At 54.2% G+C, this 25,777-nt stretch carries 25 protein-coding genes; 4 read left to right on the plus strand and 21 right to left on the minus strand.

The window, feature by feature from the left end; genetic code table 11:
* Positions 1 to 77: 77 nt before the first annotated feature.
* Positions 78 to 1,214, minus strand: a complete 1,137-nt coding sequence (gene solA / locus ACFQ88_RS30750) for an N-methyl-L-tryptophan oxidase (protein WP_239634125.1) — start codon at positions 1,212 to 1,214, stop codon at positions 78 to 80.
* An 84-nt stretch (positions 1,215 to 1,298) separates the two neighbouring features.
* Between solA and ACFQ88_RS30755 the strand changes: the two genes are divergently transcribed.
* The gene (locus ACFQ88_RS30755; RefSeq protein WP_239634124.1) at positions 1,299 to 2,165 is read left to right on the plus strand and encodes an aldo/keto reductase; all 867 of its coding nucleotides are present in this window, start codon (positions 1,299 to 1,301) and stop codon (positions 2,163 to 2,165) included.
* 80 nt (positions 2,166 to 2,245) lie between these two features.
* Here ACFQ88_RS30755 and ACFQ88_RS30760 read toward each other — a convergent pair whose 3' ends face one another.
* The 18 genes from ACFQ88_RS30760 to ACFQ88_RS30845 all read right to left on the minus strand — a co-directional run bounded on the left by ACFQ88_RS30760 (position 2,246) and on the right by ACFQ88_RS30845 (position 21,000).
* Positions 2,246 to 3,472, minus strand: a complete 1,227-nt coding sequence (locus tag ACFQ88_RS30760; RefSeq protein ID WP_379460337.1) for a M20 metallopeptidase family protein — start codon at positions 3,470 to 3,472, stop codon at positions 2,246 to 2,248.
* A complete protein-coding gene (locus ACFQ88_RS30765) occupies positions 3,469 to 4,059 on the minus strand; it encodes a GNAT family N-acetyltransferase (RefSeq protein ID WP_379460339.1) in 591 nt (196 codons plus the stop codon). The genes ACFQ88_RS30760 and ACFQ88_RS30765 overlap by 4 nt, the downstream gene beginning before the upstream one ends.
* 11 nt (positions 4,060 to 4,070) lie before the next feature.
* Positions 4,071 to 5,261, minus strand: a complete 1,191-nt coding sequence (locus tag ACFQ88_RS30770) for an amidohydrolase (RefSeq protein ID WP_379460341.1) — start codon at positions 5,259 to 5,261, stop codon at positions 4,071 to 4,073.
* Positions 5,258 to 5,725, minus strand: a complete 468-nt coding sequence (locus tag ACFQ88_RS30775; protein WP_379460343.1) for a DinB family protein — start codon at positions 5,723 to 5,725, stop codon at positions 5,258 to 5,260. Before ACFQ88_RS30775 ends, ACFQ88_RS30770 begins: the two co-directional genes overlap by 4 nt.
* Positions 5,726 to 5,737: 12 nt before the next feature.
* Positions 5,738 to 6,247: a GNAT family N-acetyltransferase gene (locus tag ACFQ88_RS30780; protein WP_239635355.1), complete on the minus strand. Its 510-nt coding sequence runs from the start codon at positions 6,245 to 6,247 to the stop codon at positions 5,738 to 5,740.
* 33 nt (positions 6,248 to 6,280) lie between these two features.
* Positions 6,281 to 7,033: an amino acid ABC transporter ATP-binding protein gene (locus ACFQ88_RS30785; protein ID WP_239634119.1), complete on the minus strand. Its 753-nt coding sequence runs from the start codon at positions 7,031 to 7,033 to the stop codon at positions 6,281 to 6,283.
* Positions 7,030 to 7,740, minus strand: a complete 711-nt coding sequence (locus tag ACFQ88_RS30790) for an amino acid ABC transporter permease (RefSeq protein WP_345774071.1) — start codon at positions 7,738 to 7,740, stop codon at positions 7,030 to 7,032. Before ACFQ88_RS30790 ends, ACFQ88_RS30785 begins: the two co-directional genes overlap by 4 nt.
* Complete coding sequence (locus tag ACFQ88_RS30795; protein WP_379460346.1) at positions 7,730 to 8,455, minus strand: amino acid ABC transporter permease; 726 nt, start codon at positions 8,453 to 8,455, stop codon at positions 7,730 to 7,732. Before ACFQ88_RS30795 ends, ACFQ88_RS30790 begins: the two co-directional genes overlap by 11 nt.
* 21 nt (positions 8,456 to 8,476) lie before the next feature.
* The gene (locus ACFQ88_RS30800; protein WP_239634116.1) at positions 8,477 to 9,328 is read right to left on the minus strand and encodes a transporter substrate-binding domain-containing protein; all 852 of its coding nucleotides are present in this window, start codon (positions 9,326 to 9,328) and stop codon (positions 8,477 to 8,479) included.
* A gap of 211 nt (positions 9,329 to 9,539) precedes the next feature.
* Positions 9,540 to 11,606: an ABC transporter ATP-binding protein gene (locus ACFQ88_RS30805; RefSeq protein WP_379460348.1), complete on the minus strand. Its 2,067-nt coding sequence runs from the start codon at positions 11,604 to 11,606 to the stop codon at positions 9,540 to 9,542.
* 14 nt (positions 11,607 to 11,620) lie between these two features.
* Positions 11,621 to 12,514: an ABC transporter permease gene (locus ACFQ88_RS30810; protein ID WP_239634114.1), complete on the minus strand. Its 894-nt coding sequence runs from the start codon at positions 12,512 to 12,514 to the stop codon at positions 11,621 to 11,623.
* A 70-nt stretch (positions 12,515 to 12,584) separates the two neighbouring features.
* Positions 12,585 to 13,511, minus strand: coding sequence for an ABC transporter permease (locus tag ACFQ88_RS30815; RefSeq protein WP_379460351.1), 927 nt, complete (start codon positions 13,509 to 13,511; stop codon positions 12,585 to 12,587).
* Positions 13,512 to 13,530: 19 nt separating this feature from the next.
* Positions 13,531 to 15,168, minus strand: coding sequence for an ABC transporter substrate-binding protein (locus ACFQ88_RS30820; protein WP_379460353.1), 1,638 nt, complete (start codon positions 15,166 to 15,168; stop codon positions 13,531 to 13,533).
* A gap of 19 nt (positions 15,169 to 15,187) precedes the next feature.
* Positions 15,188 to 16,534, minus strand: a complete 1,347-nt coding sequence (locus tag ACFQ88_RS30825) for an LLM class flavin-dependent oxidoreductase (RefSeq protein WP_239634111.1) — start codon at positions 16,532 to 16,534, stop codon at positions 15,188 to 15,190.
* A gap of 30 nt (positions 16,535 to 16,564) precedes the next feature.
* The gene (locus tag ACFQ88_RS30830) at positions 16,565 to 17,899 is read right to left on the minus strand and encodes an LLM class flavin-dependent oxidoreductase (protein WP_379460356.1); all 1,335 of its coding nucleotides are present in this window, start codon (positions 17,897 to 17,899) and stop codon (positions 16,565 to 16,567) included.
* Positions 17,900 to 17,988: 89 nt separating this feature from the next.
* Positions 17,989 to 19,023 carry an LLM class flavin-dependent oxidoreductase gene (locus tag ACFQ88_RS30835; protein WP_379460358.1) on the minus strand — a complete coding sequence of 345 codons (1,035 nt, stop codon included), beginning with the start codon at positions 19,021 to 19,023 and terminating at the stop codon, positions 17,989 to 17,991.
* A gap of 145 nt (positions 19,024 to 19,168) precedes the next feature.
* A complete protein-coding gene (locus ACFQ88_RS30840; RefSeq protein ID WP_239634108.1) occupies positions 19,169 to 20,062 on the minus strand; it encodes a LysR family transcriptional regulator in 894 nt (297 codons plus the stop codon).
* A 197-nt stretch (positions 20,063 to 20,259) separates the two neighbouring features.
* The gene (locus ACFQ88_RS30845; RefSeq protein ID WP_379460361.1) at positions 20,260 to 21,000 is read right to left on the minus strand and encodes a hypothetical protein; all 741 of its coding nucleotides are present in this window, start codon (positions 20,998 to 21,000) and stop codon (positions 20,260 to 20,262) included.
* A gap of 211 nt (positions 21,001 to 21,211) precedes the next feature.
* On the opposite strand from ACFQ88_RS30845, the gene ACFQ88_RS30850 reads away from it, so the two are divergent.
* The 3 genes from ACFQ88_RS30850 to ACFQ88_RS30860 all read left to right on the plus strand — a co-directional run bounded on the left by ACFQ88_RS30850 (position 21,212) and on the right by ACFQ88_RS30860 (position 22,769).
* Positions 21,212 to 21,472: a YkgJ family cysteine cluster protein gene (locus tag ACFQ88_RS30850; RefSeq protein WP_239634106.1), complete on the plus strand. Its 261-nt coding sequence runs from the start codon at positions 21,212 to 21,214 to the stop codon at positions 21,470 to 21,472.
* Positions 21,473 to 21,671: 199 nt separating this feature from the next.
* Positions 21,672 to 22,133 (plus strand): hypothetical protein, encoded by a 462-nt coding sequence (locus ACFQ88_RS30855; RefSeq protein ID WP_379460363.1) that lies wholly within the window; start codon positions 21,672 to 21,674, stop codon positions 22,131 to 22,133.
* Positions 22,134 to 22,142: 9 nt separating this feature from the next.
* The gene (locus tag ACFQ88_RS30860) at positions 22,143 to 22,769 is read left to right on the plus strand and encodes a TetR/AcrR family transcriptional regulator (RefSeq protein WP_379460365.1); all 627 of its coding nucleotides are present in this window, start codon (positions 22,143 to 22,145) and stop codon (positions 22,767 to 22,769) included.
* A gap of 208 nt (positions 22,770 to 22,977) precedes the next feature.
* Here the strand turns inward: ACFQ88_RS30860 and ACFQ88_RS30865 are convergent, their stop codons facing one another.
* Together ACFQ88_RS30865 and cysD are read right to left on the minus strand one after the other, a co-directional pair.
* Positions 22,978 to 24,687: a GTP-binding protein gene (locus ACFQ88_RS30865; RefSeq protein WP_379460367.1), complete on the minus strand. Its 1,710-nt coding sequence runs from the start codon at positions 24,685 to 24,687 to the stop codon at positions 22,978 to 22,980.
* Positions 24,687 to 25,610 (minus strand): sulfate adenylyltransferase subunit CysD, encoded by a 924-nt coding sequence (gene cysD, locus ACFQ88_RS30870; protein WP_239634102.1) that lies wholly within the window; start codon positions 25,608 to 25,610, stop codon positions 24,687 to 24,689. The genes ACFQ88_RS30865 and cysD overlap by 1 nt, the downstream gene beginning before the upstream one ends.
* Between the last annotated feature and the right edge of the window lie 167 nt (positions 25,611 to 25,777).

A 25,777-nucleotide genomic window follows, 5' to 3' on the forward strand; every position in this document is an offset into this window, starting at 1 on the left:
TTGTATGCAGTTCTTCTGTGAGCATATACCAAGAAGCATAAACCGAACGGGACCGGAAAAGCAACCTTTGCTCTCGCTTACTTGAACCGGGAAATGGCAAACGGGCTCAAATCCTGCTCCGTCGTTTGTTTGGTAGCCAGCTCGCTCAATACTTCCCCTATGGCACTGGCAAACTTGAATCCATGGCCGGAAAAGCCGCCGGCGATCCATATATGATCGTGCTCGGGATGCTTATCGATGATGAAATCCTCATCCGGGGTGAGCTCGTATTTGCATACGACACCCCGGAGCACTTTGCCGGCGGCGCGAGGCATGAACGCTTGCAGCGCCTGACGCAGATCCTGCTCATCCTCCGGGTATGCCCCGAAGGGCTCAAACGGCTGGCCGGGCGTCCACAGCTGCCCGGAATCGTGCCGGCCAATCTTGACGCCGGAGCCGTTCATGCTCGGAAATCCGTAGTAATCCGTGCCCGTCCCTTCCCCTCCTATAGTAAATCCGGGGAACGAGCCTTCCTCGAACAAGCCTTTCTCCGAGGCAAACCAGGCTACGGCTTTTCTTACCGCCCGGATCGGAAGCGGCAGGAAATTACCGATGCTGCCGAACCAGGCTCCCAGGCTGACGATCAGCCGGTCGGCAGTGAAGACTCCCGCATCCGTATATACCGTTGCGCCGCCGTTAGCGGCTTCGATGCGTTTTACCGGCGTGTTGGCTAGCAGCACAGCCCCATGGGCCAGCGCCTGCTGCCGGTAGGCCCGGACGCACGCTTCGCTGAATACATAGCCCGCTTCATTCTCGTAAAGTCCGCGATACGTCTCCGGGAGCTCCATTCCCGGCCAGCGCTTCCTTATCTCGTCAGCTGACAACGATTCGACCTGGAGGCCGAACTCTTGAGCGCGATTCCACTTCTCTTCCATGGAACGATCATCGGCGGAAGCCGCATTCAGTACCCCGGACCGTACAAGCAGCCGCTCTCCGGTTGCTGCTTCCAGATCGGTCCACAGCCGGTCCGCCCTAAGCGCTAGGGACGTATAAGCCGCGCTACCCGTGTAAGCATGCCGAATGAGACGAGTATCCCCATGATGGCTGCCCGATGTATGGGGAGGATCGAATGCATCCAGCAGCAATGTCTTGACCCCTTGCTTGGCTAAAAAGTAGCCGGCGCTCATCCCCATCGAGCCGGCTCCGATAACGATAACATCATATGACGTACGCATAGAACGTCCACCTTTCTTTTCATAGCATTCCTTATGGTATACTATTTGCAGGAAATGATTTCATAATGACAGGGAGTGAATCATGTGGAACAACGATCGTTTGGACAAACCGGCCGTTCCTTTCCTATCCTCAGCTTTGGCGCACAAAGAATTGTAGACGAGCATCAATGCACCGAGGAAGAGGCTTTAAAGATCGTGAACCGGGCCATTGATGAAGGAATCACCTACTTCGACACGGCTCCGAGCTATTCTAACGGACAATCGGAAGAACGACTGGGCAAAGCGCTAGCCCTTCAATCCCGCCGCAAGGACGTATGGATTGCTACCAAGACCCATGACCGTACCCGGGACGGCTCATTGAGGCTGTTGGAAGCGAGCCTGAAGCGTCTTCAGACGGATCACGTCGATGAATGGCGGCTGCACAACATTATGACGCTGGAGCAATTGAACCAGTGCTTCGCCAAGGGCGGCGCTATGGAAGCTCTACTGGAAGCCCGTGAGCAAGGACTCGTCAAAAAGCTCAGCATCAGCGGGCATACGAACCCGAACGTGCAGCTGGAAGCGATCGATCGTTTCCCTTTTGACAGCGCGTTGGTCGCTTTGTCGGCAGCGGATCATTTCATCTACAGCTTCGCGCATGAGTTCCTTCCGAAGGCGAATGCGAAAGGCATCGCCGTCATCGGTATGAAAGTATTTGCGCTAGGCAAGCTCGCGCCTTGGTACGAGCAGGCATTGCGCTATACGCTGGCGCTGCCTGTATCGACGACCATTGTAGGTATGGAGTCGATGGAGCAGCTGGAGAAGAACCTTGCGGTTGTCAAAAACTTCAAGCCTTTGACGGATATCGAGCAGCTGGAGTTTTTTAAGCAAATCATTCACCTTGCGAATCCCGATGTCCTACGCTGGAAAGCGACCGAATGGATGTCCGGCCAATGGTACCAACGAACGTAAATGGCGCGTCCAGACAGTCCGGACAAGTTTTAATTATATCACAAAAAAAGAGGGGGTCCGTCAAGTTGGACCCCCTCTTTCTATTCCTCACTCGCCTGCAGCACCAGCTGAACGTGAAGCTTCGCCCCGTGTATAAGCACCCTCTCGTCCACGTCAAACTGCGGGTGATGGATGGAGTGGACGATCCCCTTGTCCGCATTGCCAACGCCGATGAAAGCAAACGCACCCGGAACCTGCTCTACGTACAAGGCAAAATCCTCACCCGCCAAGCTGGGCGTATCCATCAGGATCGTTCGCTCTGCGCCCAATACGCGGCTTCCCGCTTCCATCACTTGCCGGACGGCCTCAGGATGATTCCGTAAAGCGGTCCCCACACGCAGCCGGACCGAGCGGGTTCCGCCATAGCTCTCCGCAATGGACTGCGAGCGGTTCTCCAATGCGTGGCGTATTTTGTCCACCGTCTCCTTGTCAAAGGCACGGAATGTGCCCGTCAATACGCTGTTATCCGCAATCGTATTGATCGCCGTCCCTGCATGCAGGGTGCCGTACGACAATACGGCCGGCTCCAGCGGATTGATCTCCGACGCCATCATCACCTTCATCTCGGTGATGAACTGAGAGACCATAAGGATCGCATCGACAGCCAACTGCGGCGTGCTGTGATGACCGGTAACGCCTTGAAATTCGACCGTGAAATGGGACGAGGCCGCCATCGCATATTTCGAATGTACACCGATTGTGCCGACGGGAAGCTCCGGCCATACGTGCAGGGCGTAGCATAGGTCCACCCCGTCCAGCACGCCGGCTTCCACCATGTCCCGCCCGCCGCTGATCAGTCTCCCGTCCAGCGGACTCGGCTTGGCGCCTTCTTCGGCCGGCTGGAAGACGAACTTGACGGTTCCCCTCAGGTGCTCCTTGAATCGGCTAAGCGCATTGGCTGCGCCTAGCAGCATCGTTGTATGCACATCATGCCCGCACGCGTGCATCTTGCCGTCGAGGCGGGAACGATACGGCAAATCGTTCTCCTCGTGGATCGGAAGCGCGTCCATATCCGCACGCAGCAGGACGGTGCGGCCAGGCCGTTCTCCCTTAAGGATACCGACGACGCCCATTCCGAAGTGCTTTCCAACGTGCCTTCGCACCTCGAGTCCCCATTGCTCCAGCAATTCGGCAACACGGGCCGATGTCCGGTGAACATCGAACAACAGCTCTGGATGCTGGTGCAGCTCTCTGCGGATGGATATTAGCTCCTCTTCCAATGAATCTATATAGTCAAACAGGGGATACGCTAGATCCGCTATCGTCATTGTTCTCCACCCGTCCTTGGATGCGCTGCTTCCTGCCCTACCAGCCTTTCCTGCCATTGCAGCAAAATCGATTCGTTCAGCAGCAGGCGATACCCTTTGATCAAAGCGTCTCCGTTGCGGATATCTTTGTCCGCCGCGCGTTCAAAGCCCAGCCTTTCATACAGCCTTACGGCGGATTGCATCATGTCGGACGTGTGCAAATGCAGCGCTGAGGCTTTCAGCGCCAGGCAGCGGCGAACGCTTTCCTTAATAAGCTCCGTAGCAATTCCCAATCCCCGGGACTGAGGCGATACCGACAACAGCCGGATAATCGGTGACCGGATATCCAGCTCAGGCCTGCCGTAAGCCGCCAAGGAGGAGTCGAACAGCTGCACGCTGCCGACGATTTCCCCCTCTATTTCGGCAACGATCCGGGCAATGGGACCGTCGCCGTGCGCAGAGCTTGCGATGGACTCCCGGTACGCTTCCCAGCGGGCAGGAGGCAGCACGGCAGCATATTGCTCGTACGCACCGAGCATCAATTGACGGACCGCTTCCTCATCCGCAGCTCCTGCATCCCGAATTGTAATCAGCTTCAAGCTTCCCATGAAGTTCCCCCTTACTCCGCCTTCACTTTGTGCAGCCCGTGAACCGCCGTCAACGTGAATAATGCCGCTCCCGGAATCAGCGCCTCCTCATCCAGTGTAAATTTCGGGTGGTGCCACTCCTCCGTTCCGCCCGTCCCCATCCACAGGAAGCAGCCGGGGATCTTCTCCTGATAATGCGCGAAATCCTCTCCCCCGGCGGAAGGTACTGCGTCCACGACCGTCAACCGCAAGCCGTCGGCCGCTTCACGGACAATGTCTACGGCGGCTGCATCGTTATTCACCGTCGGAATGCCCGAATACCAGCTCAGCTCGACGGAAGCACCGTAGCCTGCGGCGATCCCCGTCGCGATACGCTGCAGCCGGTCCGGCATCTCGTGCCTCACCTCCGGGCGGAACGTCCTCACCGTGCCGTCGAGCACGGCCGTGTCCGGGATCACGTTCCACGTCGTACCCGCGTGGAAGCTGCATACGCTCACGACGACGCGGTCGAACGGGCTCGTGTTGCGGCTCACGGCCGTCTGGATGCCGCCGACGATAGCGCTTGCCGCCACGATTGGATCGATGGCGGCATCCGGTACGGCGGCATGGCCCCCTTTGCCGCGCACCTTGATCTTGAAGCCGTCGACGCTCGCCATCAGCGGGCCGGGCGCCAAGCCGATCGTGCCTACCGGCAGGTCCGGCTTGTTGTGCATGCCGAAGATCGCTGCGATGCCCTCCAGCGCTCCGGCTTCTATCATCGCCTGCGCTCCGGTCCCCTTCTCTTCGGCGGGCTGAAACAAGAGCCGCACGCTGCCGTGCAAGAGCCTCTCGTGCTTCTTCAGCAGCACGGCGGCGCCGAGAATCGCAGCCGTGTGAAAATCATGCCCGCAGGCATGCATTTTGCCGCTCACCGTAGAAGCATACGGCAATCCGGTCTCCTCCTGGACCGGCAGCGCGTCGATATCGGCTCTGAGCGCAATCGTCGGCCCGGGATAAGCTCCCTTGATTTCGGCCAAGACACCCACAGGCAAATCAAGAGGAAGGATGGTTATCGATTCATTTTCCAAAAATTCCCTTATTTTGCGAGTCGTCTCTACTTCCTGCATCGATAATTCGGGGTGCCGGTGCAGATCGCGGCGAAACTCGACCAATTTCGGGTACAACGCTCTCGAATGCTCCAGCCATGGTTCCGTCAGCCAATTCGTTACATCGGTAACGCTCATTGCAGCGCACTCTTGATCCGCTCAATCTGGCCCAAATGCGTCTGTACGTGGCGAACAAAGGCCAGCAAGGAGTCCTCGAGCGTGACCGTTTCCCCTTTCCCATTCACCCCCGATTTGTGCCAATCGGCAGCGGACAGCCGTTTAAAGAGCAGGCTGTTATAGGCCAGCAGCGCACCGAACACGTCCAAAATATCCGCAGCCGACCCTTCATTGGCTTTGGAATGGGCGACCCATGGGTCCTGCTGAAAAGCCGCCAGCTGAACGTCGGTCTCCGCGATCACTTTGCGGATGCGAAACGAGAATACGATACTGTGATCCGCCAGATGGGACAGCACCTCGGTAACGCTCCATTTGTCGGGCGCCGGCTTGAATTTCAGCTGCTCCTCCGATAATCCTTCTACAGCAGCCTTTAATTGGTGATACGTGTTCGTATACGGTACAAGATCGATCACTTGTTGACTCATAAGACCGTCCTCCTAGGATAAAATGGTTTGCGCCTCAGGCAGCAGTCGCTTACTTAGAAATACTAGCTTGTCGTCCTTCCCCAATTCCCGCTCGTAAAAGCGCTCGTAGCCTCTCCGTTCATACATCGGCAGCAGCCAAGGATGCTTTAGCGATGTCGCCAAAGTAACGGCAGGGGCTCCCATCGTATCCCTTACGACCGTTTCCTCCGCAAACGTCAGCAGCTTCGTGCCGACACCCCGGCCATTTACAAGCGGATCGACGGCGAACCAGTACAAAAAAGGATATTCCGTCACTTCTTCCAGCGACCGTAAGGAGATGGTTGCCGTCATCGCATCGCCTTGAAAAAGGACAAAGCAGGAATGATGAATAATATTGTCTCTGACCATGGCCAAATCGGCATGGACGGCACGAAATTCTATACCCAGACGCTCAAGGGACGCATAGGCTCCGCGGATGATTCGCAGCACCTCTTCTGCATCCTCCGGCCGGGCCAACCGGTAAACCTCGCTCAATCGGCACACCTCCGAACCTTTTCCCAGCAAAATCGTTTCAATCTAAATGACATAGCTCCATTCCGGGGTAATTCGTTTCAAGAATTGCTTCGTCCTCTCCTCTTTGGGCCGGGCAAAAATATCGTCCGGCTTCCCTTCCTCTACAATTTTGCCGTCATCCATGAAGACGACATGGTTGGAAACGTCTCGTGCGAAGCTCATTTCATGAGTCACCACAATCATCGTCACGCCCTCGTGGGCGATTTTGCGGATGACGGATAGCACTTCACCGACAAGCTCCGGATCGAGAGCGGAAGTCGGCTCGTCGAACAAGATCACCTCGGGATTCAGCGCCAGCGCTCGTGCGATGCCCACCCGCTGCTGCTGTCCGCCGGACAGCTCGACGGGATATGCGTCCACCTTATGCGACAAGCCCACCTTCTCCAGCATTTTCAGGCTTTTCTCCCGGGCGTCCTCCTTCGGGAGCTTTTGCACGACGACGAGACCTTCCATGACATTTTCCACAACCGTCTTGTGCTTGAACAGATTGTAATGCTGGAACACCATCGCCGTTTTTCGGCGCACCGTCAAAATGTCCGTTTTGCTCGGGTGCTTGCAGGAAACGCGGAAGTCTCCTATGGCCACCTCCCCATCATTCGGCCGCTCCAGGAAATTAATGCAGCGGAGCAGCGTCGTTTTACCGGAACCGCTCGGCCCGAGGATGACTACAACGTCCCCTTTGCTGACCGTCAGATCGATTCCTTTCAGCACCTCCTGCTTTCCGAACGTCTTCCGGATGTTTTTCAGCTCGATCATACGACTCCTCCCCGGTTATAAACATTCAAACGGCGCTCCAGCATGTACGTCACCTTCTCCGCAGCGAACGTCAGCGCCCAATAAATCAATGCGGCAGCAATAAACGCCTCGAGAAATTTCAGGTTCGAAGTCGCCACAATGTTGGCTTTGCCGTTCAGCTCCTGCAGGGAAATAGTGAACGCGAGCGAAGAACCGTGCAGCAGCCCGACAAATTTATGAAGCAAATTCGGCAAGCTCGCCATCAGCGCCTGCGGAATGACAATGCGCCTCAGCCCTTGCGCCGTCGTCATCCCGACCGAGTAGGCAGCCTCCATTTGACCGCTCGATACCGACAAAATACCGGAACGGATCGCCTCGGACATGTAAGCGCCGGAATTGATCGAGAACGCGATCAGCACGAAGGTAACTAGCGGAATCGACTTCGAGCGGAACCCCCAGCCGTACAGCTCCGCCAAATAGTCGAACAGCATCGGCAGGCCGAAATAAATAATCATAATGTGCAGCAGCAGCGGAGTGCCCCGGATGAAGGACACGTAAAAGCTTGCTATCCAATGGATATACCGCACCTTGTAAATTCTTACCAAGGCTATCGCCGTGCCGATCACAAATCCGAACAGCAAAGGGATGATCGAAATAAATAACGTGAGCGGCAGCGCCTCCAAAATGTCCCAAAAGGCTTCTATGATAAATAAGGGATCAAGCGTTATAAGTCACCCCTCCAGTCGGACCTGCGGCCAGCTTCCTTTCATGCCTCAGCAATCGGCGCTCCGCTACGGCGAACAGCCATTCCAGCGCAATGCATATCGTATAGTAGATGATCGCTAGCGCCAAATAAATTTCGAGAAAATGGTTCGTCGTAAACAGCGTTTCCGCCCTGCCGACCATATCCATTACGCCTAGCGAGAACGCGAGCGACGTATCCTTCATGCTGGAGATGACCAGGTTGCCGAAGTTCGGCAAGGCAATCCCCATCGCTTGAGGCAGCACAATGCGCACGAACGCATCCTTGCCTGTCATTCCCGTCGAATAGGCGGCCTCGAGCTGCCCCCGGTCCACGCTGTTGACGGAGGAGCGGACGATTTCGGACACATAAGCTCCTATATGAAGTCCGTAAGTAATGATGACGAATACGATGGCCTCCACGTCCGTCACATCGAGCCGGAACCACTTCAGCAGCTCGGGGAGACCGTAATAGACGAGGAACATTTGAATGATAATCGGCGTTCCCCTTATGAATGACACATAGATCATAATTACTCTGTTAAGCACCGGCCACCGGTACAATCTCGGAATGGCAATGAGAAAGCCTACGGCCAAACCGATCAGCAAGGAGGCGGCCAGTATGAACAGGGTAATGTGCAAATAAGATAAAAGCTTGGGCAGGAACACTCCCACCAATTGAATATCGAACGCTTTGCCCATCGCGCTGCCCTTTCCGAACGGTTATTCCGACACCGTATAGTCTGCTCCGAGCCATTTGGTGCTTAATTTGGACAAGGTGCCGTCTTTCTTGATCGATTTCAGCGTCTCGTCGATTTTCGTTTTCAGATCGGTTCCTTCTTTGCGGAGTATAAAATACACCTTCGAATTGGATATGGCCGGGCCTACCGTTTTTTGCTGCGCATCGGCGGTTGCATTGCGTTGATCCACGGCAAATTGCGTGCTGATCGTAGCGTCAACCCGGCCCGCCTTCAGCTGGGCGATGACATCGTTCGTGCCTCCGCTTCCCGAATAGACGATTTGAATCGCATTGTCGTGCGTTTTATTATAGTCCTGCACGAGAACCGAAGCGTTGCTCGTAGCACCTACGATCACCTTCTTGCCTTTCAGATCGTCTATGGATTGAATATCGTTACGGTCCTTATGAACGACAACCTTGTTCGGAAAAATATTGTAGGCCTCGTCATTGAACAGAAACTTCTCCTGCCGTTCCTTGTTCACTTCCATTTGATGCGCGATAAAATCAATCTTTTTTGTCTCCAGACTTAACAGCAGGTTGGAGAAATCCATCGTCTTGAATTCGAATTCGTATTCCGGCAATCGCTTGTCGATTTCCTTGACGAGCTCGACATCGTACCCGGTCAAATTTCCTTTGTCGTCGATGAAGCAGATGTTCGGAAACTGGGTTCCGGTGCCGACGACGATTTTTTGTACCTTCGGAGCATTGGCAGCGCCTGCCGAAGCAGTGGTGGATGCTGTTCCCGATGCTGCGTCTTTGCCGGCCGGGGCCGTCCCGCAGCCTGCTGCAATGAATAATAAAGCTAATACGGATGCTGCAATGCCTCTCTTTTTCATACGAATACCCTCTCCCTTTTCAACAATCGATCGATTTATTCTTTGTTAACCAACCGGAATAATTGGATTTAAAGCAGCAATTGTCTACATCCGAATGGTGTACAGCTAGCCGGAAATTACAATGAATCCAATGTTCCGAGCGCCGGATGCGTTAGGGTATGCCCTAGCCCAAGGGATGCAGGACCTCTGTCCCCATCCCGAACGAAGTGCGCTAGGCCGGATGATGGCACGCTGTCCAGTGCCCCGGGCCGATTTCCTGCCACTCGGGCTGCTGCTGCCGGCATCTGTCCGTCGCTGCAGGGCACCGCGTATGGAAGCGGCAGCCCGAAGGCGGATTGGACGGGGACGGTATCTCCCCTTGAACGGATATCGTCTCGCGCTTCCGGGCCGGATCGGCGACAGGGATGGAAGCGATCAGCCCCCGCGTATAATGATGCGCCGGATGCCGGAACAGCTCCTCGCTCGGAGCGATTTCTACGAGCTTGCCGAGGTACATGACGCCGATGCGGTCCGAAATGTGCCTTACGATATTCAAACCGTGGGCAATGAACAAGTAGGTCAGTCCCAGCCGGTCCTGAAGGTCCTGCATCAAATTGACGATTTGCGACTGTACGGATACGTCCAGCGCCGATACCGCCTCGTCCGCAAGCAGAAACTGCGGCCGCAGCGCGATGGCTCGGGCAATGCCGATTCTTTGCCTCTGTCCGCCCGAAAATTCATGCGGATACCGGTCATACCAGGCCGGATTCAACCCGACCGATTCCAGAAGCTGCTCCACCCGACTGCGTGTCTCCTCCCGATTCAGCGATTCGTGAACGCGCAGAGGCTCCCCGATGATATCCCCAACCTTCCAGCGCGGATTCACCGAGCCGTACGGGTCCTGGAATATCATCTGCATATGCTTGCGCGCTTCCTGAAGACCGGACGCTCCGAGCGTAGTCAGCTCGCTGCCTTGGAACAGCACCTTGCCGGCCGTAGGCTTCTCCAGCTGCAGGAGCAGCCTTCCCAGCGTCGATTTGCCGCTGCCGGACTCGCCTACGAGACCGAACGTTTCGCCTTTGGCGATCGTGAACGATACGTCGTCCACTGCCCGAATGTATGAACCGTTCCGGTTCAGCCAGCCTTTGTTAACCGGATAATATTTGCTGAGGTTATGGATCTCCCATAGGTGATCCGGCTTGCCCGGCGCTTCATCCGGGAGCAGATCCCGATCGGCTGCAGCCGCCGTCCGTTCCGGCCCTTGCTGCTTCGGCTCCGGCTCATCCTCTGCCGGTATCGCAGCCGGGCGGTACCAATCCTCCCGCTGGACCAGCTCACCGGCGTACCAGCAAGCGGTCTGCCTTCCTCCTACGGGAAACAAAGGAGGGCTATCCTTCGAGCACCGGTCCGTCGCAAAGGGGCAGCGTGGATGAAACCGGCAGCCTGGCGGGAGTTCCGACAGGTTCGGGATCGCGCCTTCTATCGAAAACAATTTGGACCCGCGTTCGCTGTCCAACGTCGTGATGGACTGAAGCAGTCCTCTCGTATAAGGATGATGCGGCTGCTCGAAGAGCTGCCGGGCCGTTGCCTGCTCCACGATGCTCCCGGCATACATGACGATGATCCGGTCCGCCATTTGCGCCGCAATGCCCATATCGTGGGTAATCAGCAGAATAGCCATGCGATATTCCGCTTGAAGCTCCTTCAGCAGCTGCAAAATTTGCGCCTGAATGGTGACGTCCAGCGCCGTCGTAGGCTCATCGGCGATCAGCAGCTCAGGGCCGCACGCCAGAGCCATGGCGATCATTGCCCTCTGGAGCATCCCTCCCGACAACTCGTTCGGATACTGCTTCATCCGCAGCTCCGGCTCGGGGATGCCCACCCTTCGAAGCAAATGAACGGCGCGTTCGTAAGCCTGCTGCTTGCTCCCAAGCTTATGCTCCAGAATCACTTCCATGATCTGACTGCCGATCGTAAATACCGGGTCGAAAGCCGCCATGGGCTCCTGGAACACCATCGCCATCTTTTTCCCGCGCAAGCTCTTCAATTCCTTTTGCGGCAAAGCCGTCAAGTCCGTGCCGTCCAGTACAATGCTTCCACCGGTAATTTTGCCGTTCTCGTAATCGATTAACCGCATCACCGACTTGGAGGTGATCGTCTTGCCGCTCCCCGATTCCCCTACCAGGCATACCGTTTCACCGGGACGGATGTGCAGAGAGATGTCGCTTAACGCCGTAAGCGCCCCGCTCTTCGTCGCGAAGTCTACCGACAATTGCTGAATGTCCAAAAGCTGTTTCATCGCTGTCCCCCCTGCTATTCCCTGCTTTTCTTGGGATCCGCAGCATCCCGGAATTTATCTCCCAGCAAATTGATGGAGAGCACGAACAAGGTAATCGCGAGTCCCGGGAAGGTTGCTATCCACCAGGCGACGGTCAAGTAGCCTCTTCCTTGGGAGAGCAGAGCGCCCCAATCCGGAACCTCCTTGATCACCCCGAGTCCGAGAAAGCTTAACCCGGAGCCTATCAGAATCGCAGAGCCCAGCCCGATCGTCGCCATAACGAGGAGCGGAGACCACGCGTTCGGAAGCACGTGCCACCAGAACATCCGCAGCCGGGACGTGCCTATGGACTGCGATGCGGTAATGTATGGCCGGCTTTTGATGCTCATTATCTGTCCCCGCATCACTCTTGCATAACCCGGAACGGCCGATACGGCTACCGCGAACACGATATTGAACAAGTGCGGTCCGAGTGCGGCTGCAATAGCCAGTGCGAGCAGGATGCCCGGTATCGTCATCAAAACGTCGATAAATCGCATCAATGCCGCATCGAGAAAACCGCCGATGTAGCCGGACAGAGCGCCGATCGCTCCGCCCAGCAAGACGCCGGCCAGCACGGACGCGACGCCGATAAACAGCGAGTCCCGGCTTCCGTGGACGACGAGACTGAATACGTCTCTGCCGAAATAATCCGTCCCGAACCAATGGGCTGCACTCGGCCCCTGCAATATGCGGTCCGTAAACATTTGCGTCGGCGGATACGGGGCAATTACGGACGGTATGACGGCGCATAAAATCATGAACAGTACCACAAGCCCCGCGCCGAATACGAACAGCTCCGATACGGCAGGCCGTCTGCGGATTGCCGTATCCGCTTTCCGGAGCTTACTGGCGGGCGAATACGTCCCGGCGGTTACCACTTCCTTCATGTTCAAATCCCTCCTAATGGTCGTTCAATGTTCGCGATGATGCATAAACTTGCAACGGCTGCTCGTTAGCCTATTGGGAGCGTCTGACCCTGGGATCGATGAACGAATACGAAATGTCCACGAGCAGATTCACCAGTACATAGACGATTGCCGAGAAAAAGACAACGCCCTGCACGACCGGTAAGTCTTTGGCCATGATCGCGTCGGCGATCACCCTTCCGATCCCCTGCCTCGAAAAGACCGTTTCGACAACGACCGTTCCCGCCATCAGATCCCCGATGTGTATACCTATGACCGTGATGGCCGGAATCAGCGCATTGCGCAGGGCGTGGCGGTACATGACGAGCTTCTCCGAGACTCCCTTAGCCCGCAGCGTCACGATAAACGGCTCGTTGATCACTTCCAGCATACTGTTGCGGACCATGCGGACGATGAAGCCGGCCCCCACGATGCCAAGCGTAAGCGCAGGCAGAACTAGCGTCGCCAGCCCATCCGAGCCCATGGCCGGGAACCACCCGAGAGACACGGAGAAGATGAGGATGAGCAGAATGCCGGACCAGAATGTCGGCATGGAGATGCCGAACAAGCCGACCAGCCGGGCAATCACATCGATCCAGCGGTCCCGGTGAATGGCCGACAGCACGCCCAGCAGCACCCCGAATATAACCGATATGGCGGTACTGGCCAGCGTCAGCGCGAGCGTAGCCGGAAAGTGCGTGATGATCTTCGGCAGCACGGGATCGCTGTTGATCATAGATCTGCCGAAGTCGCCCCGCATAACATCGGCGAAATAGCTGCCGAACTGCACGTAGAACGGCTGATCCAGCCCCAGTTGCTGGCGCAGGTTGGCGATCATCTCCGGAGTAGCGGAAGCCGGATCGAGCATTGACAGCACCGGGTCCCCGGGGAGGACGTAAATGATGCAAAACACGAGCGCCATCGATCCGATGATGACAAGCAGCGAAGTAATCAGCCTTTCCAGCATCGATTTAGCCATTTCCATCTACTCCTTCGACTTATTTTTGAATCGATACATCGTTAAACAGCGGATAGCCGAGTGAATCGAACTTCAAGCCCTTGACGCTTTTGGAAGCCGCCACTGTATACGGGAATACATAAATCGGAATGATGACCGCGTTGTCATGCAAATATCGCTGCACTTTCTTATAAATGGCTTCACGTTTCGCCGGATCCTGCTCGTAGGTCCCTTGATCCAGCAATTGATCCAACGCCGGATCGGCTAAGCCTGCGATTGTGAGTCTGGTAGCATTAGGATCCTGCGTGCGGTAAAAGTTTTTCAGCGCATCCGGGTCGGAATTGACCTGGCTGTTGCCGTATAAATCATGGGCGCCGTTCTTGTAAACGACGTTGGCGACATCCTTTGTAATCTCAATCTCTACGGATATGCCGACCTGCTTCAACTGCTGCTGCACGATAACGGCAATATCGTTGCGCTTCTCGCGGTTTGGCGACGCGTCTACGTAATGGAGCGTCAGCTTTTTCCCGCCTTTCTCGCGGATGCCGTCCGCTCCCTTCACCCAGCCCAGCTCATCGAGCAGCCGGTTCGCTTTGGGAAGGTCCTGCTTGAACGAGTTTTCGAGCGACGCGTCGTAACCGAATATGCCGGGCGTCAGTGCCGACCAGGCCCGCTGGTACGTCCCCAGGTACAGCGTCTTGACGATAGCGTCGACATCCAGCGCCGCCTGTACCGCCTGTCTGGCCTTCACGTCATTCCAGGGAGGACGCCGCAGGTTGAAAAATAACGTATACGGCAGCCCGACCGTATTGGCTTGAAGAAGCTGCGTTTTCGGATCGTTCTTAAGCGTTACGACATTTTGCGGCGGCACCGTTTCTACGGCAAGCACTTGACCGCTCTGTACGCTGCCGAGACGCGTCGCTTCCTCCGGTACGATTTTGAACGTGATTTTATCCAAGTAAGCCTGCCCCTTGTTGGACACGAGCTCAGGCGCCCAATTGTATTCGGGACTTTTGGCAACCTGAATATCCGCATTCTCGTTCCACTTGACGAACGAGAACGGCCCGGTACCGACCGGATGCTTGCCGAAGTCGTCGCCATACTTTTTTGCGGCTGTCGGGGAGACGATCCCGAGCAGCGCCTGGCTCAAATTGCCCAAGAAGGCGGCGGACGGCGTTTCCAGATTTAATTTGACCGTGTATTCGTCAATGACTTCCGCCGATTTGTAAGGTCTGAGCAGCGCAAGCGCGTTCGCCGCCTTCGTCTCCGGATTAATGATGCGGTCGTAATTGAACTTGACCGCTTCTGCATTGAACGGCGTTCCGTCGTGGAACTTCACGTCCTTGCGCAGCTTGAACGTGTAGCTCTTGCCGTCGGGCGAAATCGACCATTCGGTGGCGAGCCACGGCTTGATCGTGTTATCCGGCAGCTGGACGACCAGATTGTCGTAGATCGTCCGGATGACCCGGACCGCTACGGCCAATCCGCTGCGGTGCGGATCCAGCGTATCGGGAGACGTCGCCAGCGCGAAGCTCAGCTCGCCGCCCTGCACGGGCTTGCCGTCCGTGGCGCTCCCGGTCGCCGTCACTCCGCTGTCTTTGGCGCAGCCTGACAAGACAAGCATAAGGATAGAAGCCAATGCGATATATTTCATCCAATGATGCACAGATTTTAACATGAGGTCCACTCCGCTCTCGTTACGAAATTGATTGGTGCTCCTGAGACTGAGCATACCGATTAACCGGGTAAGACAGCCCTAAATTCCCTCTCAGCGTAGCTGCTTCGTATTCCGTCCGGAACAACCCGCGCTGCTGCAGGATTGGGATGACTTGATCGACGAAATCATGCAGAGCGCCCGGGTAAGCCTCGCCGAGAATAAATCCGTCCGCCGCCTCTTGCTCGAACCAGTCTTGGATACGGTCGGCTACCTGCTCCGGGGTCCCGCTGAATTCGCTCCGGCGCGTCGTCACTTCGAGAGCGGTTTGGCGGAGCGTCAACCGGCGTTCCTTGGCCAGTCTCTTGATGTTGTCCGTCGTGCTCCGGAAGTTGTTGCTGCCGATCTCACCGAGCTCCGGGAACGGCTCATCGAGCGGATATTGGGAGAAATCGTGGTGATCGAAGAACCGCCCGAGAAAGTTGAGCGCATCCGTTATGGTCACAAGCCCCGCAACCTCCTGATATTTGCGCTCCGCCTCCTCTTCCGTCGCTCCAATGATCGGGATGAGTCCCGGCAAAATAACGATATCGTCAGGCGACCTGCCGTAGGCCACCGCACGCTGCTTCACATCGCGATAAAACTCCTTCGCCTGCTCCAGGCCTTCCGGGTTCGTATAGACGCCGTCCGCTTCCCGCGCCGCCAAATCCCGCCCGTCGTTCGAGGAGCCTGCTTGGAACACAACCGGGCGCCCTTGTGCGGACCGGCCGATATTGAGCGGACCCTGCACGGAGAAAAACTCTCCTTGATGGTTCAATCGATGCAGTTTGGCCGGGTCAAAAAAGACGCCGGTTTCTTTGTCGCGAACGAACGCATCTTCCTCCCACGAGTCCCACAATCCCTTGGCGACTTGAAGAAACTCCGATGCGATGCGGTACCGCTTCTCGTGAGCGGGGTGCTCGGCTTTGCTGTAGTTCGCCGCCGAGCCTTCCAGCGGAGACGTCACGACGTTCCAGCCCGCACGGCCGCCGCTGATCTGATCGAGCGAGGCGAACTGCCTCGCTACGTTGAACGGCTCGCTGTATGAGGTTGACAGCGTGGCGACCAAGCCGATGCGCGACGTGACCGCAGCCAGCGCCGACAAGATCGTCACCGGCTCGAACCGGTTCAGAAAGAACGGGATCGACTTCTCGTTAATGAAGAGCCCGTCGGGAATGAACGCGAAGTCCAGCTTCCCTTCCTCCGCCTTCCGAATCAGCCTCGTATAATATTCGAAATTCGTGCTGGCGTCCGCCACCGCATCCGGATGCCTCCAGCCGGCCATATTGCCTCCCGGTCCGCGAAGCCCCGCTCCGAATTTCAGCTTTCGTTGCCGTTGTTCTTGTGCCATCGTAAACTCCCCTTTCGCTTCGTCTGTCCGTTACTTGGTCACGGCTTCCTTCGCATACCGGTTGATCGGGAATGGCAGGCCCAAATTGCCGCGCAGCGTATCGGCTTCGTACTCCGTACGGTAAATGCCCCGATCCTGCAAAATCGGCACCACATAATCGACAAAATCGTTCAGCCCGTTCGGCACGGCCGATCCGACGATAAAGCCGTCCGCTCCGTGGCCTTCGAACCATTCCTGCACCAAATCCGCCACGCGCTCCGGCGTCCCGATGAACTGTGTTTTCGGTGTCGCTTCTCGTAACGCCACCTGACGCAGCGTCAATCCCCGCTCCTGCGCTTCGCGCCGAATCCGGTCCGTCGTGCTGCGGAAGCTGTTCTTCCCGATATCGCCGAGATCAGGGAACGGTTCATCCAGCGGATATTGCGTGAAGTCATGGTGATCGTAATATCTGCCGAGGTAGTCCAGCGCCTTGTCGATCGTCACCAGCTCGACGATTTCCTGATATTTGCGCTCCGCTTCTTCCTCGGTTTGCCCGATAATAGGACTGATGCCGGGCAGAATGACGATGTCCTCCGGCGAACGTCCGAATGCTGCCGCTCTGCTCTTCACATCCTGATAAAACTTCTGAGCATCCGCCAATGTCGGATGACCGGTGAAGATGGCGTCTGCCTCTTTGGCCGCAAGGTTTTTGCCGTCCTCCGACGATCCCGCCTGGAAAATGACCGGCTGCCCTTGCTTCGAGCGGGCGATGTTCAACGGGCCTTGAACCGAGAAAAATTCTCCCTTATGGTCGAGCCGGTGCAGCTTGCTCGGATCGAAAAACACTCCTGACTCTTTATCCCGAACGAAAGCATCGTCTTCCCACGAATCCCACAGCCCTTTGGTCACCTGCAAATATTCGGTGGCAATCCGGTACCGCTTCGGATGATCCGGATGCTCTTCGATGGCTTTACTGAAGTTCAGCGCCGACCCTTCCAACGGAGAGGTGACGACATTCCAGCCCGCCCGGCCGTGGCTGATATGGTCAATCGAGGAGAATTGTCTCGCGACGGTGAACGGCTCGCTGTACGAGGTCGACAACGTTCCGACGAGCCCTATGCGGGAGGTTACCGCAGCCAGAGCGGATAAGATCGTAATCGGCTCGAAACGGTTCAAGAAGTGCGGCAGCGATTTTTCGTTAATGTATAAGCCGTCGGCGATAAATACGAGGTCGAATTTGCCTGCTTCCGCTTTTTGCGCCTGCTCCTTGTAAAATTCGAAGTTGACGCTTGCGTCCGCTACCGCTTTCGGATGACGCCAAGCCGACATGTTGCCCCCCACTCCATGAATAATCGCTCCGAATTTGATTTGTCTTTGTTTGGACATCGTATATTCCTCCCATGATTTGTTCATTCAGTTGTTTCACAACAAATTGTTTCACACTATCGATTCACAATATGGTTCGCACAGCTGCTTCAGACGGTTTGTTGCGAAAACGCCTCGTGCAGCAGCTCATACGCATGAAGCCGCTTATCGAAGCCTTTCATAGCCGCCACGATGATCAGCTCATCGACTTCATATATTTGCTGCAGCTCCAGAAGCCGCTTGCGGACGGTTTCTTTGGATCCATGAATGATCGGAGCATCCTTCACCTCTACGGTGAAAGGCTCGTCGGTCTGCCGGCCGTATTCCTCCGCCGCCTCCAGCGTCTTTACGTTAATGGTCCGGCCGCTTGCCAAATGGATCTTCACATGCTTGGAATCAACGGCAAGCTCTTTGGCCTCCTCATCCGTATCCGTTACGATCACAGAGACGGCCAGCAGCGCTTGTGTACGGGCGGCGGCTGCGCCGGCAACAACGGATCCCTCTGTATTGAACTGCTTCCGGTACGTGTCGAGCGATTCCCGAATCGCCGCTTCATCCCCGTTTATAAATTGCGCGAATACGTACGGAATGCCGGTCTTTGCCGCCAATTGCGCGCTGGATACGCTGGTCCCGAGCAAATAGAGAGAGGCCGGCTGTTCCGGATGCGGTATTGCCTTTACTCCGTAATTCGGATGATCCTCCGGAAGCTTCCGGTGTAAATGCTGCTCCAGCTCGATCAACTTCTCTTCAAGCGGTTTGGCTGAAGCATCTTCACCTTGCTGCAATGCTCTTGTAGATCGGGGAAGTCCTCCGGGAGCCCTCCCTATGCCAAGATCCACCCTGCCGGGTGCCAGCGCCGATAGCACATTGAAATTTTCCGCTACCTTATAGGGGCTGTAATGCTGCAGCATGACACCGCCGGAACCGATGCGGATCGTCCGGGTATGCGCCAGCAGATGGGAGATCAGCACTTCCGGAGACGATCCGACCACGTTATCCGAATCGTGATGCTCCGATACCCAGAATCGGTAATAGCCGAGCTCTTCGGCCTTCTTTACTAGCTCAATCGTATGGCGAAACGCTTTCTCCGCCGTCTCGTTCTCGCCGATTGGACTTTGATCCAATATGCTTAGCTTCAGTCCCACGTTCCACACCTCACTCCCGCATTTTTATAAACAATATTTCCTATTGGATTGCTTGGTTTTCATCCATGGATAAAGCTTATCATCGAGCCTATAGAGCGTCAACGGGCCAGATAATAAGGCTTTTCTATTCTTCAATAGAACAAATCTATCTTACCGCCGCCTCCACATGCAGCTCTTTGCCGACATCGAGAATGGTCTTATACATGTCCGAGCATTCTCCCTTGAGAGCGATCAGATTCGTCCGCAGCGACAGGCTGGCAAGGGAGGCTACATCGATAGGGAATAGCTGCTTTTCCCTGCATTCCTGAGCAACCGATAAGGCCGGCAGGAAGCCGATCCCCATTTTTTGCAGCACCAATTTCTTGGCCGTCTCCACATTATCGATGTGATACTCTATGTTCGGCGGACGGTCCAGCGTCTCGAACAACCGGTGAATCTTCATCCAGTCCAGAGAACCGCATTCGAAGAATACAAGCGGTTGACCCGCAACATCTTCAATATCCACCCTGTTCATTCGGCGAAACGGATGGTCCTCGTACACAAACAGCTTGATGGGATCTTCGTAAAATTTGATGGAATCGACATGCGGATGCGTAATGTTGCGCACCAGCCCTAATTCAATTTCTTTATTAAGCACTTTTTCCATGATCGCCTCGCTAGGCGCAGTAATCAGCTTGATCTGGATATCCGGATACTTTCGTTTGAATAGAGGAAGGATTTGGGGAATAATATAATTCGATACCGAGACGGTGCAGCCGATTCGCACCTCGTGCAGCGCCGTTTTCATTTGCCGGAGCTGCTGCTTGCCTTTTTTCAGCGACTGCAGTATTTGCTGGGCGTAAGGCAGGAACTGCTTCCCTTTCTCCGTTAACGTAAAATGTCTCCCTTCCCTATCGAACAGCTTGGCGTCCAGCTCCCGCTCCAGCGTCTGAATCCGGGCCGAGATGGAAGGCTGGGACAGGAACAAGGCGTCAGCGGCCTTATTGAAGCTGTTGTAGTGGATCACATAGACGAATGCTTCTATGTTCTCAATGTTCATGTGATCAGCCTCCTAATTGAGAGAAAAAAAGAGACACACCCGCCTCCTTGGCAGATGTATCTCCAGTTATCCGGTCGATACTTCATTATTCCAATGTGTTTACTTGTATATTATTTAATTCGATAACGGTTCGTTTGTCAATCATATTTTTTACAAATTTTCAGTTTATTTATCAGACATGCACTTCCGCCGTTCACTCACCCCAGCTGGCCTATGGCAAAGAATGCGCCTCCCGCTGCCAGTACTCCTGCGATCCAACCGAGCGCCGTTCTCCCCTTCGGCATCGGCCCGTCGCGGAGCACCCGGATTCCCAACGGTACAAGCGCAATGCATGCTCCTGCCGCTGCGACAATCGAGAACAGCGTCGTCCCTTTGAGCACCCCCAAGGGAAGGCCTGACATCAAGGCAAGTGCGGCAGCACCAAATAAATTGAGCGTTCCTGCGCGATAAGCGCCAATAGCGAGCACGATCCATCCAAGCAGAATGGCAAGATTCAAGCTGCTGAATATGTGGAACGCCCCATAGGAATCCGCCACAGCCTTCACTGCCGGATCAAGACCTTGGTGGCGTACGAGCTGAAAAGCAAGATGGTCCACACCGGAATGAAACGTACGGGCGAACAACCCGCATACGGCAAAGACGCCTCCCCAAAGCGCCCAACCCCGCTGCTTGATCTGGATCAACCCGACAAGCATGATTACAGCGGGCCACATAAGCACCGTGCCTGTGGAGAAAAGGCTGTAGGACACCGTCATTAGGACCGGATGCGTACGTACTGCTTCAAGCTGATTGGGGAAAAAGAAATGGAATTTCACCCGGAGCAGCACTCCCGCCATGAGCAGCAGCGGCCCGAGAACCAACGCTGCGCCTCCGATCCAGCGGCCGGGAAACATCCATCCGCCCCCGCCTTGACTGACTTCTTGAACATCACATTTCATGTCACAACCTCCTCACATCGTGAAATAGCCATAACCAATGTAACAGAGTGATCTTAACAACTACGTATGGTTTTGCTTACTATTTTCTTAAGTACAACCGCTTGCACAGGCTTCCTGGCCAAAAAGGATTCCTTTTCAGCCGTCTGCATTATGACTTGTCCGTACATCCTTTGCTATAATAGGCATATCAGGCGAAGGGAGTTGTTGTTCTATGGAGTGCAGGCCAGGCTGTGCCGCATGCTGTATCGTCGTCTCCATCTCATCCCCTATTCCCGGTATGCCGGAGGGGAAGCCGGCCGGCGTCCGGTGCATCCAGCTTTCGGAAGAGAATCGATGCCTGTTGTTCGGTAAACCGGAGCGTCCGGACGTTTGCGGCAGCTTGCGGCCAACGGAAGAGATGTGCGGTCCATCGAACGAGGACGCGTTCAGAATTTTGCTTGCTATGGAAGAAGCGACCAAGCCATCCACCTAGCTTGAGAAGAAGCATCTACAGCAGTACCAGCCATGACTCAATAGCCCTGCCGACTTTGCGGCATAGGGCTTTTTTATTTTTTTGAATACATATAGGTACTCGTCTCCTTGACCGGGGAGTCCAAGGATGTTATGATTTTATTGATCGATTGATCAAATTTTTGATCATATAATCAATTGTCTATCATGGAGGGATTCGCATGAGCAGCAATGAAAGCAAGACAAGTAACGAGAACCCCGTCTGGCTATTGAAATGGATTCCTGTACTGAGCTCAGCGCTAGGCGGAGGAGCCTTATGGTATAGCTGGCTTCTATATCACGAAATGGCGTTATCCGGGTTGGCTTGGCATGGTCTGATCAAGGCCGTGTTCATGGCTGGGGCGGGGATCTTGTGTTTGGCGGCCGCAGTCTTGTTCTTAGCAGGCCGTTCTTCCGGCTGGTCCGTACTAAAAGGCGGGTTGTCTTTGATTCCGATTATGCTGATGACCAATTTAATGATACTCCTCATTCGCGGCGTCCTTGCTTTGGTTCAAGGAGAAGCTCAACCGTTCTGGGACCGCCTGTTCAGCGAGCCGAAGCATTTGATTATTCCCGTCATTGTGGTAGCATTTGCTTTACTAGGAGTGTTGAATAAAAGGAGTAACCCAAACAACAGTCAATAAGGAGAGGCCATGAAGGAAGAGAACAAGAAAGACGAAGGCAAATCCTCATTTATCGCAGAAGCCCGGCGTGAGCAGATTATTGAAGCAGCGATCCGGACCTTGGACGAGATCGGCTATGTCAAAGCCAGCCTTGCTCAGATCGCAAAAAAAGCGGGGATCAGCACAGCGTTGATTTCCTATCATTTTGCCGATAAAAACGATCTGATGAACCATCTTCTGATGAAGCTTGTGGAAAGGTCCACCACTTATATTTTGAACCGTGTGCGTCAGGAACATACGCCGCAAGAGAAACTAAGTACTTTTATTACGGCGAGTCTGGCCTACCAAGGTACGCATCCCGCCCATAACGCCGCACTGCTGGAAATTATTTTTAACGCCCGGACGGCCGATGATATCCCGTACTACAAGATAAGCGACGATGAAGAGGATTCATTGATGAAGGAGCTGCAGCATATTCTGCGTGAAGGACAGGAGCAGGGGGTGTTTGGTGCATTCCATATCGACGTCATGGCGAATCTGATTCAGGGCGGCATTGGAGAATATATGCTGAACACGGCTCTGACCCGCAAAGTCGACCTGGAGACTTATAGCAGCGAGCTGGTCGCCATCATCAACCGGGCTGTCCGGACATTGTAATCCATATGCCGGTACCCTATCGCGGACGCAAAATAACCCCACAAAGTGGAGCTTTAGGTTCGAAGTAAATGTGATACTTTGCGGGGTGCCCCGATCGAATAAATGTTATCAATGTAAAAATATCCCTGCATCACTAGGTTACGATGATGCAGGGATACTATTTTTTTCAAAACCCACTTCGCTAACGTCAATCGGTTTGCTTACGCGTCTACAAGTTGACTACATAATTCGTAATCCGTCTAACTACAACCCGAGCAGCTTCTTCGATAGAAGTTCTGCTTGTATCGATTTCGATTACCGGGTTTCCGGCTGCATCATCGGTGCTCGAGCTGCCTGCGAACGAACCGTCTAGATTCACTTCCGTATATTCTTTGCCGAGGATGTCTCTCACCGTTGCCCGGTCGTTTTCATGCAAGGAATTAGAAACCAATGCAATAAGTCCCGCATCATTCATTAATTTGGCTACTTCCGCCACTCGCCGCGCCGGCTCTCCCTGGCGGTTCTCTAGCAGCATAGTATGGTAGCCTGACGATACCAAACGTTTCTCGACTTCCTTCGCAAGGGGCGATTGATCCGCAACCGATCCGGTAAACCAGAGCGTCAATGGGGTTTGTCCTTTTTGCTGAGCACGAACCTCTCTCGTAATCTCCGTATCCAGCTGTGCCACTCGTTCGGATCTTTGAATGGCTTGGTCGATAACGCCACAAGCGGATGTCATATTGGTTACACGATCGATCAGAATAAATCCGCCAATGCTTTTATATTGCTCAAAGGAATCAATAACGATGTTGTCCGCTAAAGAAAACTCACATTTCGCCAATTCATTTTTGACAATTTGATCAGCCGGCACCGTATTTCCAGTATTAATATCGATCTTATGAGTAATTGCCGTTACCGTGCCGGGCAGTACTTTTGTGCCTACTTTGACCAAATAGTTTTTACCCGGAGTCAGAACGGAATCATCCATCCACAGAATCGTCGCGGTAAAACTGTCAGCCTCGGTTATTTGGTTGTCCTTCGTGAAAACACAGCCCCGCGAAACGTCGACCTCCCGGTCCAATTGAATAGTTACGGGTTGTCCGGCATGAGCCGAATCCCTGTCTTGATCCGTCACTAAGATCCGTTTGACTTTCGCTCTCTCACGGCTTGGCAGCGTAGTCAGCTCATCGCCGACCGCGATATGCCCGGTCTCAATCTGGCCTTGGAAGCCGCGGAACGTATGGTCCGGTCTGCAGACACGCTGAATGGGCATCATAAATTGCTTCAAGTCGTTGGTATTATGGACATCCACATTTTCTAAATACGACAGCAACGGAAGACCCTCATACCAAGGGGTATTTTGCGATTTTTTGGTAATGTTATCCCCTTCCGTGGCAGAAACAGGAATCACTTCGATGCTTTGAAGGTGAAATTCGGCAGTCGTCCGGAAGAAATCTTCTTTGATCTCATCAAATTTCGTTTGATCAAAGCCTACCAAATCCATTTTGTTCACAGCTAATACAAGATGCTTAATTCCCATGAGTGCGCATATCCGGGCATGGCGCTTGGTCTGAGTAATGACCCCTTTGGTCGCGTCTACGAGAATCACTGCAAGATCCGCAAAGGATGCGCCTACCGCCATGTTACGGGTATATTCTTCGTGTCCCGGCGTGTCCGCTACAATGAATGAACGGTGATCCGTCGTAAAATACCGATACGCCACGTCTATCGTTATCCCTTGTTCACGCTCAGCCAGCAAGCCGTCAAGAAGCAGGGAATAGTCGATTTTTCCGCCGCGGCTTCCGAGCCGGCTGTCCAGCTCCAATGCTTTTTCTTGGTCGGCGAACAACAGCTTCGCGTCATAAAGCATATGTCCGATTAACGTGGATTTGCCGTCGTCTACACTTCCGCATGTAATAAATTTAAGCAGACTTTTCATTAAAAATAGCCCTCCCGTTTCCGTCTTTCCATACTACCAGCCGCTTCCTGGTCAATAACCCGGCTTGTCCGTTCGGATGAAACCGCGCCAAGAGTTTCTTCTATAATGGCATCAAGTGTATCCGCCTCCGACTCGATACCGCCAGTAAGCGGATAACAGCCTAGCGTGCGAAAACGCATCTTCATCATTTCCACTTGTTCATGAGGCTCTAGCTTCAACCGGTCGTCATCCACCATGATGATATGTCCGTCGCGGTTAACGACAGGTCTTTCTTTGGCAAAATAGAGGGGCACAATGTCAATGTTTTCTCTGCGAATGTATTGCCAAATATCTTTTTCCGTCCAGTTGGATAACGGGAAGACGCGAATGCTCTCGCCTTTATTGATTTTTGTGTTGAACAGCTTCCACATTTCCGGCCGTTGGTTTTTCGGATCCCACGCATGGTTCTTATTCCGAAATGAAAAAATCCGCTCCTTCGCACGCGACTTTTCCTCGTCACGTCTTCCGCCGCCAAACGCAGCCGTAAATCCGTATTTGTCCAATCCCTGCTTCAATGCTTGGGTTTTCATAATATCGGTATACGCGGCACCATGATCAAATGGGTTGATTCCTTGCTTAACACCTTCCTCATTCGAGTGGACAATCATTTCGATCCCGAATTCTTTGGCTTTGCGGTCGCGGAATTCGATCATTTCTTTAAATTTCCACGTGGTGTCAATGTGCATGAAAGGAAATGGCGGTTTCTCGGGATAAAAGGCTTTCAGCGCCAAATGCAGCATCACGGAGCTGTCCTTCCCGATCGAATACAGCATCACGGGATTCTCACATTCCGCCGCTACTTCTCGAATAATATAAATCGCTTCAGCCTCGAGTTGATCCAGATGCGTCATTTCTTGTATGGAATCAAGCATCAGTTTTTCCATGGAAAAGGTGCCTCCTTTTAATTCATACTAAATCTATCGTATTTCTTTATATCCTATCAGATTCTAGCTTTTATGCAAAGTGGTAGAATCTAAGATTCTCCAAATTTCTATTATTTTTCTTTGAATAATGGGTATTTTTTTTGAAATTCGACATTCTTTGCCGCTGC

Origin of the sequence: Paenibacillus sp. NPDC056579 (genome assembly GCF_042793215.1) — a bacterium.
GTDB lineage: Bacteria > Bacillota > Bacilli > Paenibacillales > NBRC-103111 > Paenibacillus_S.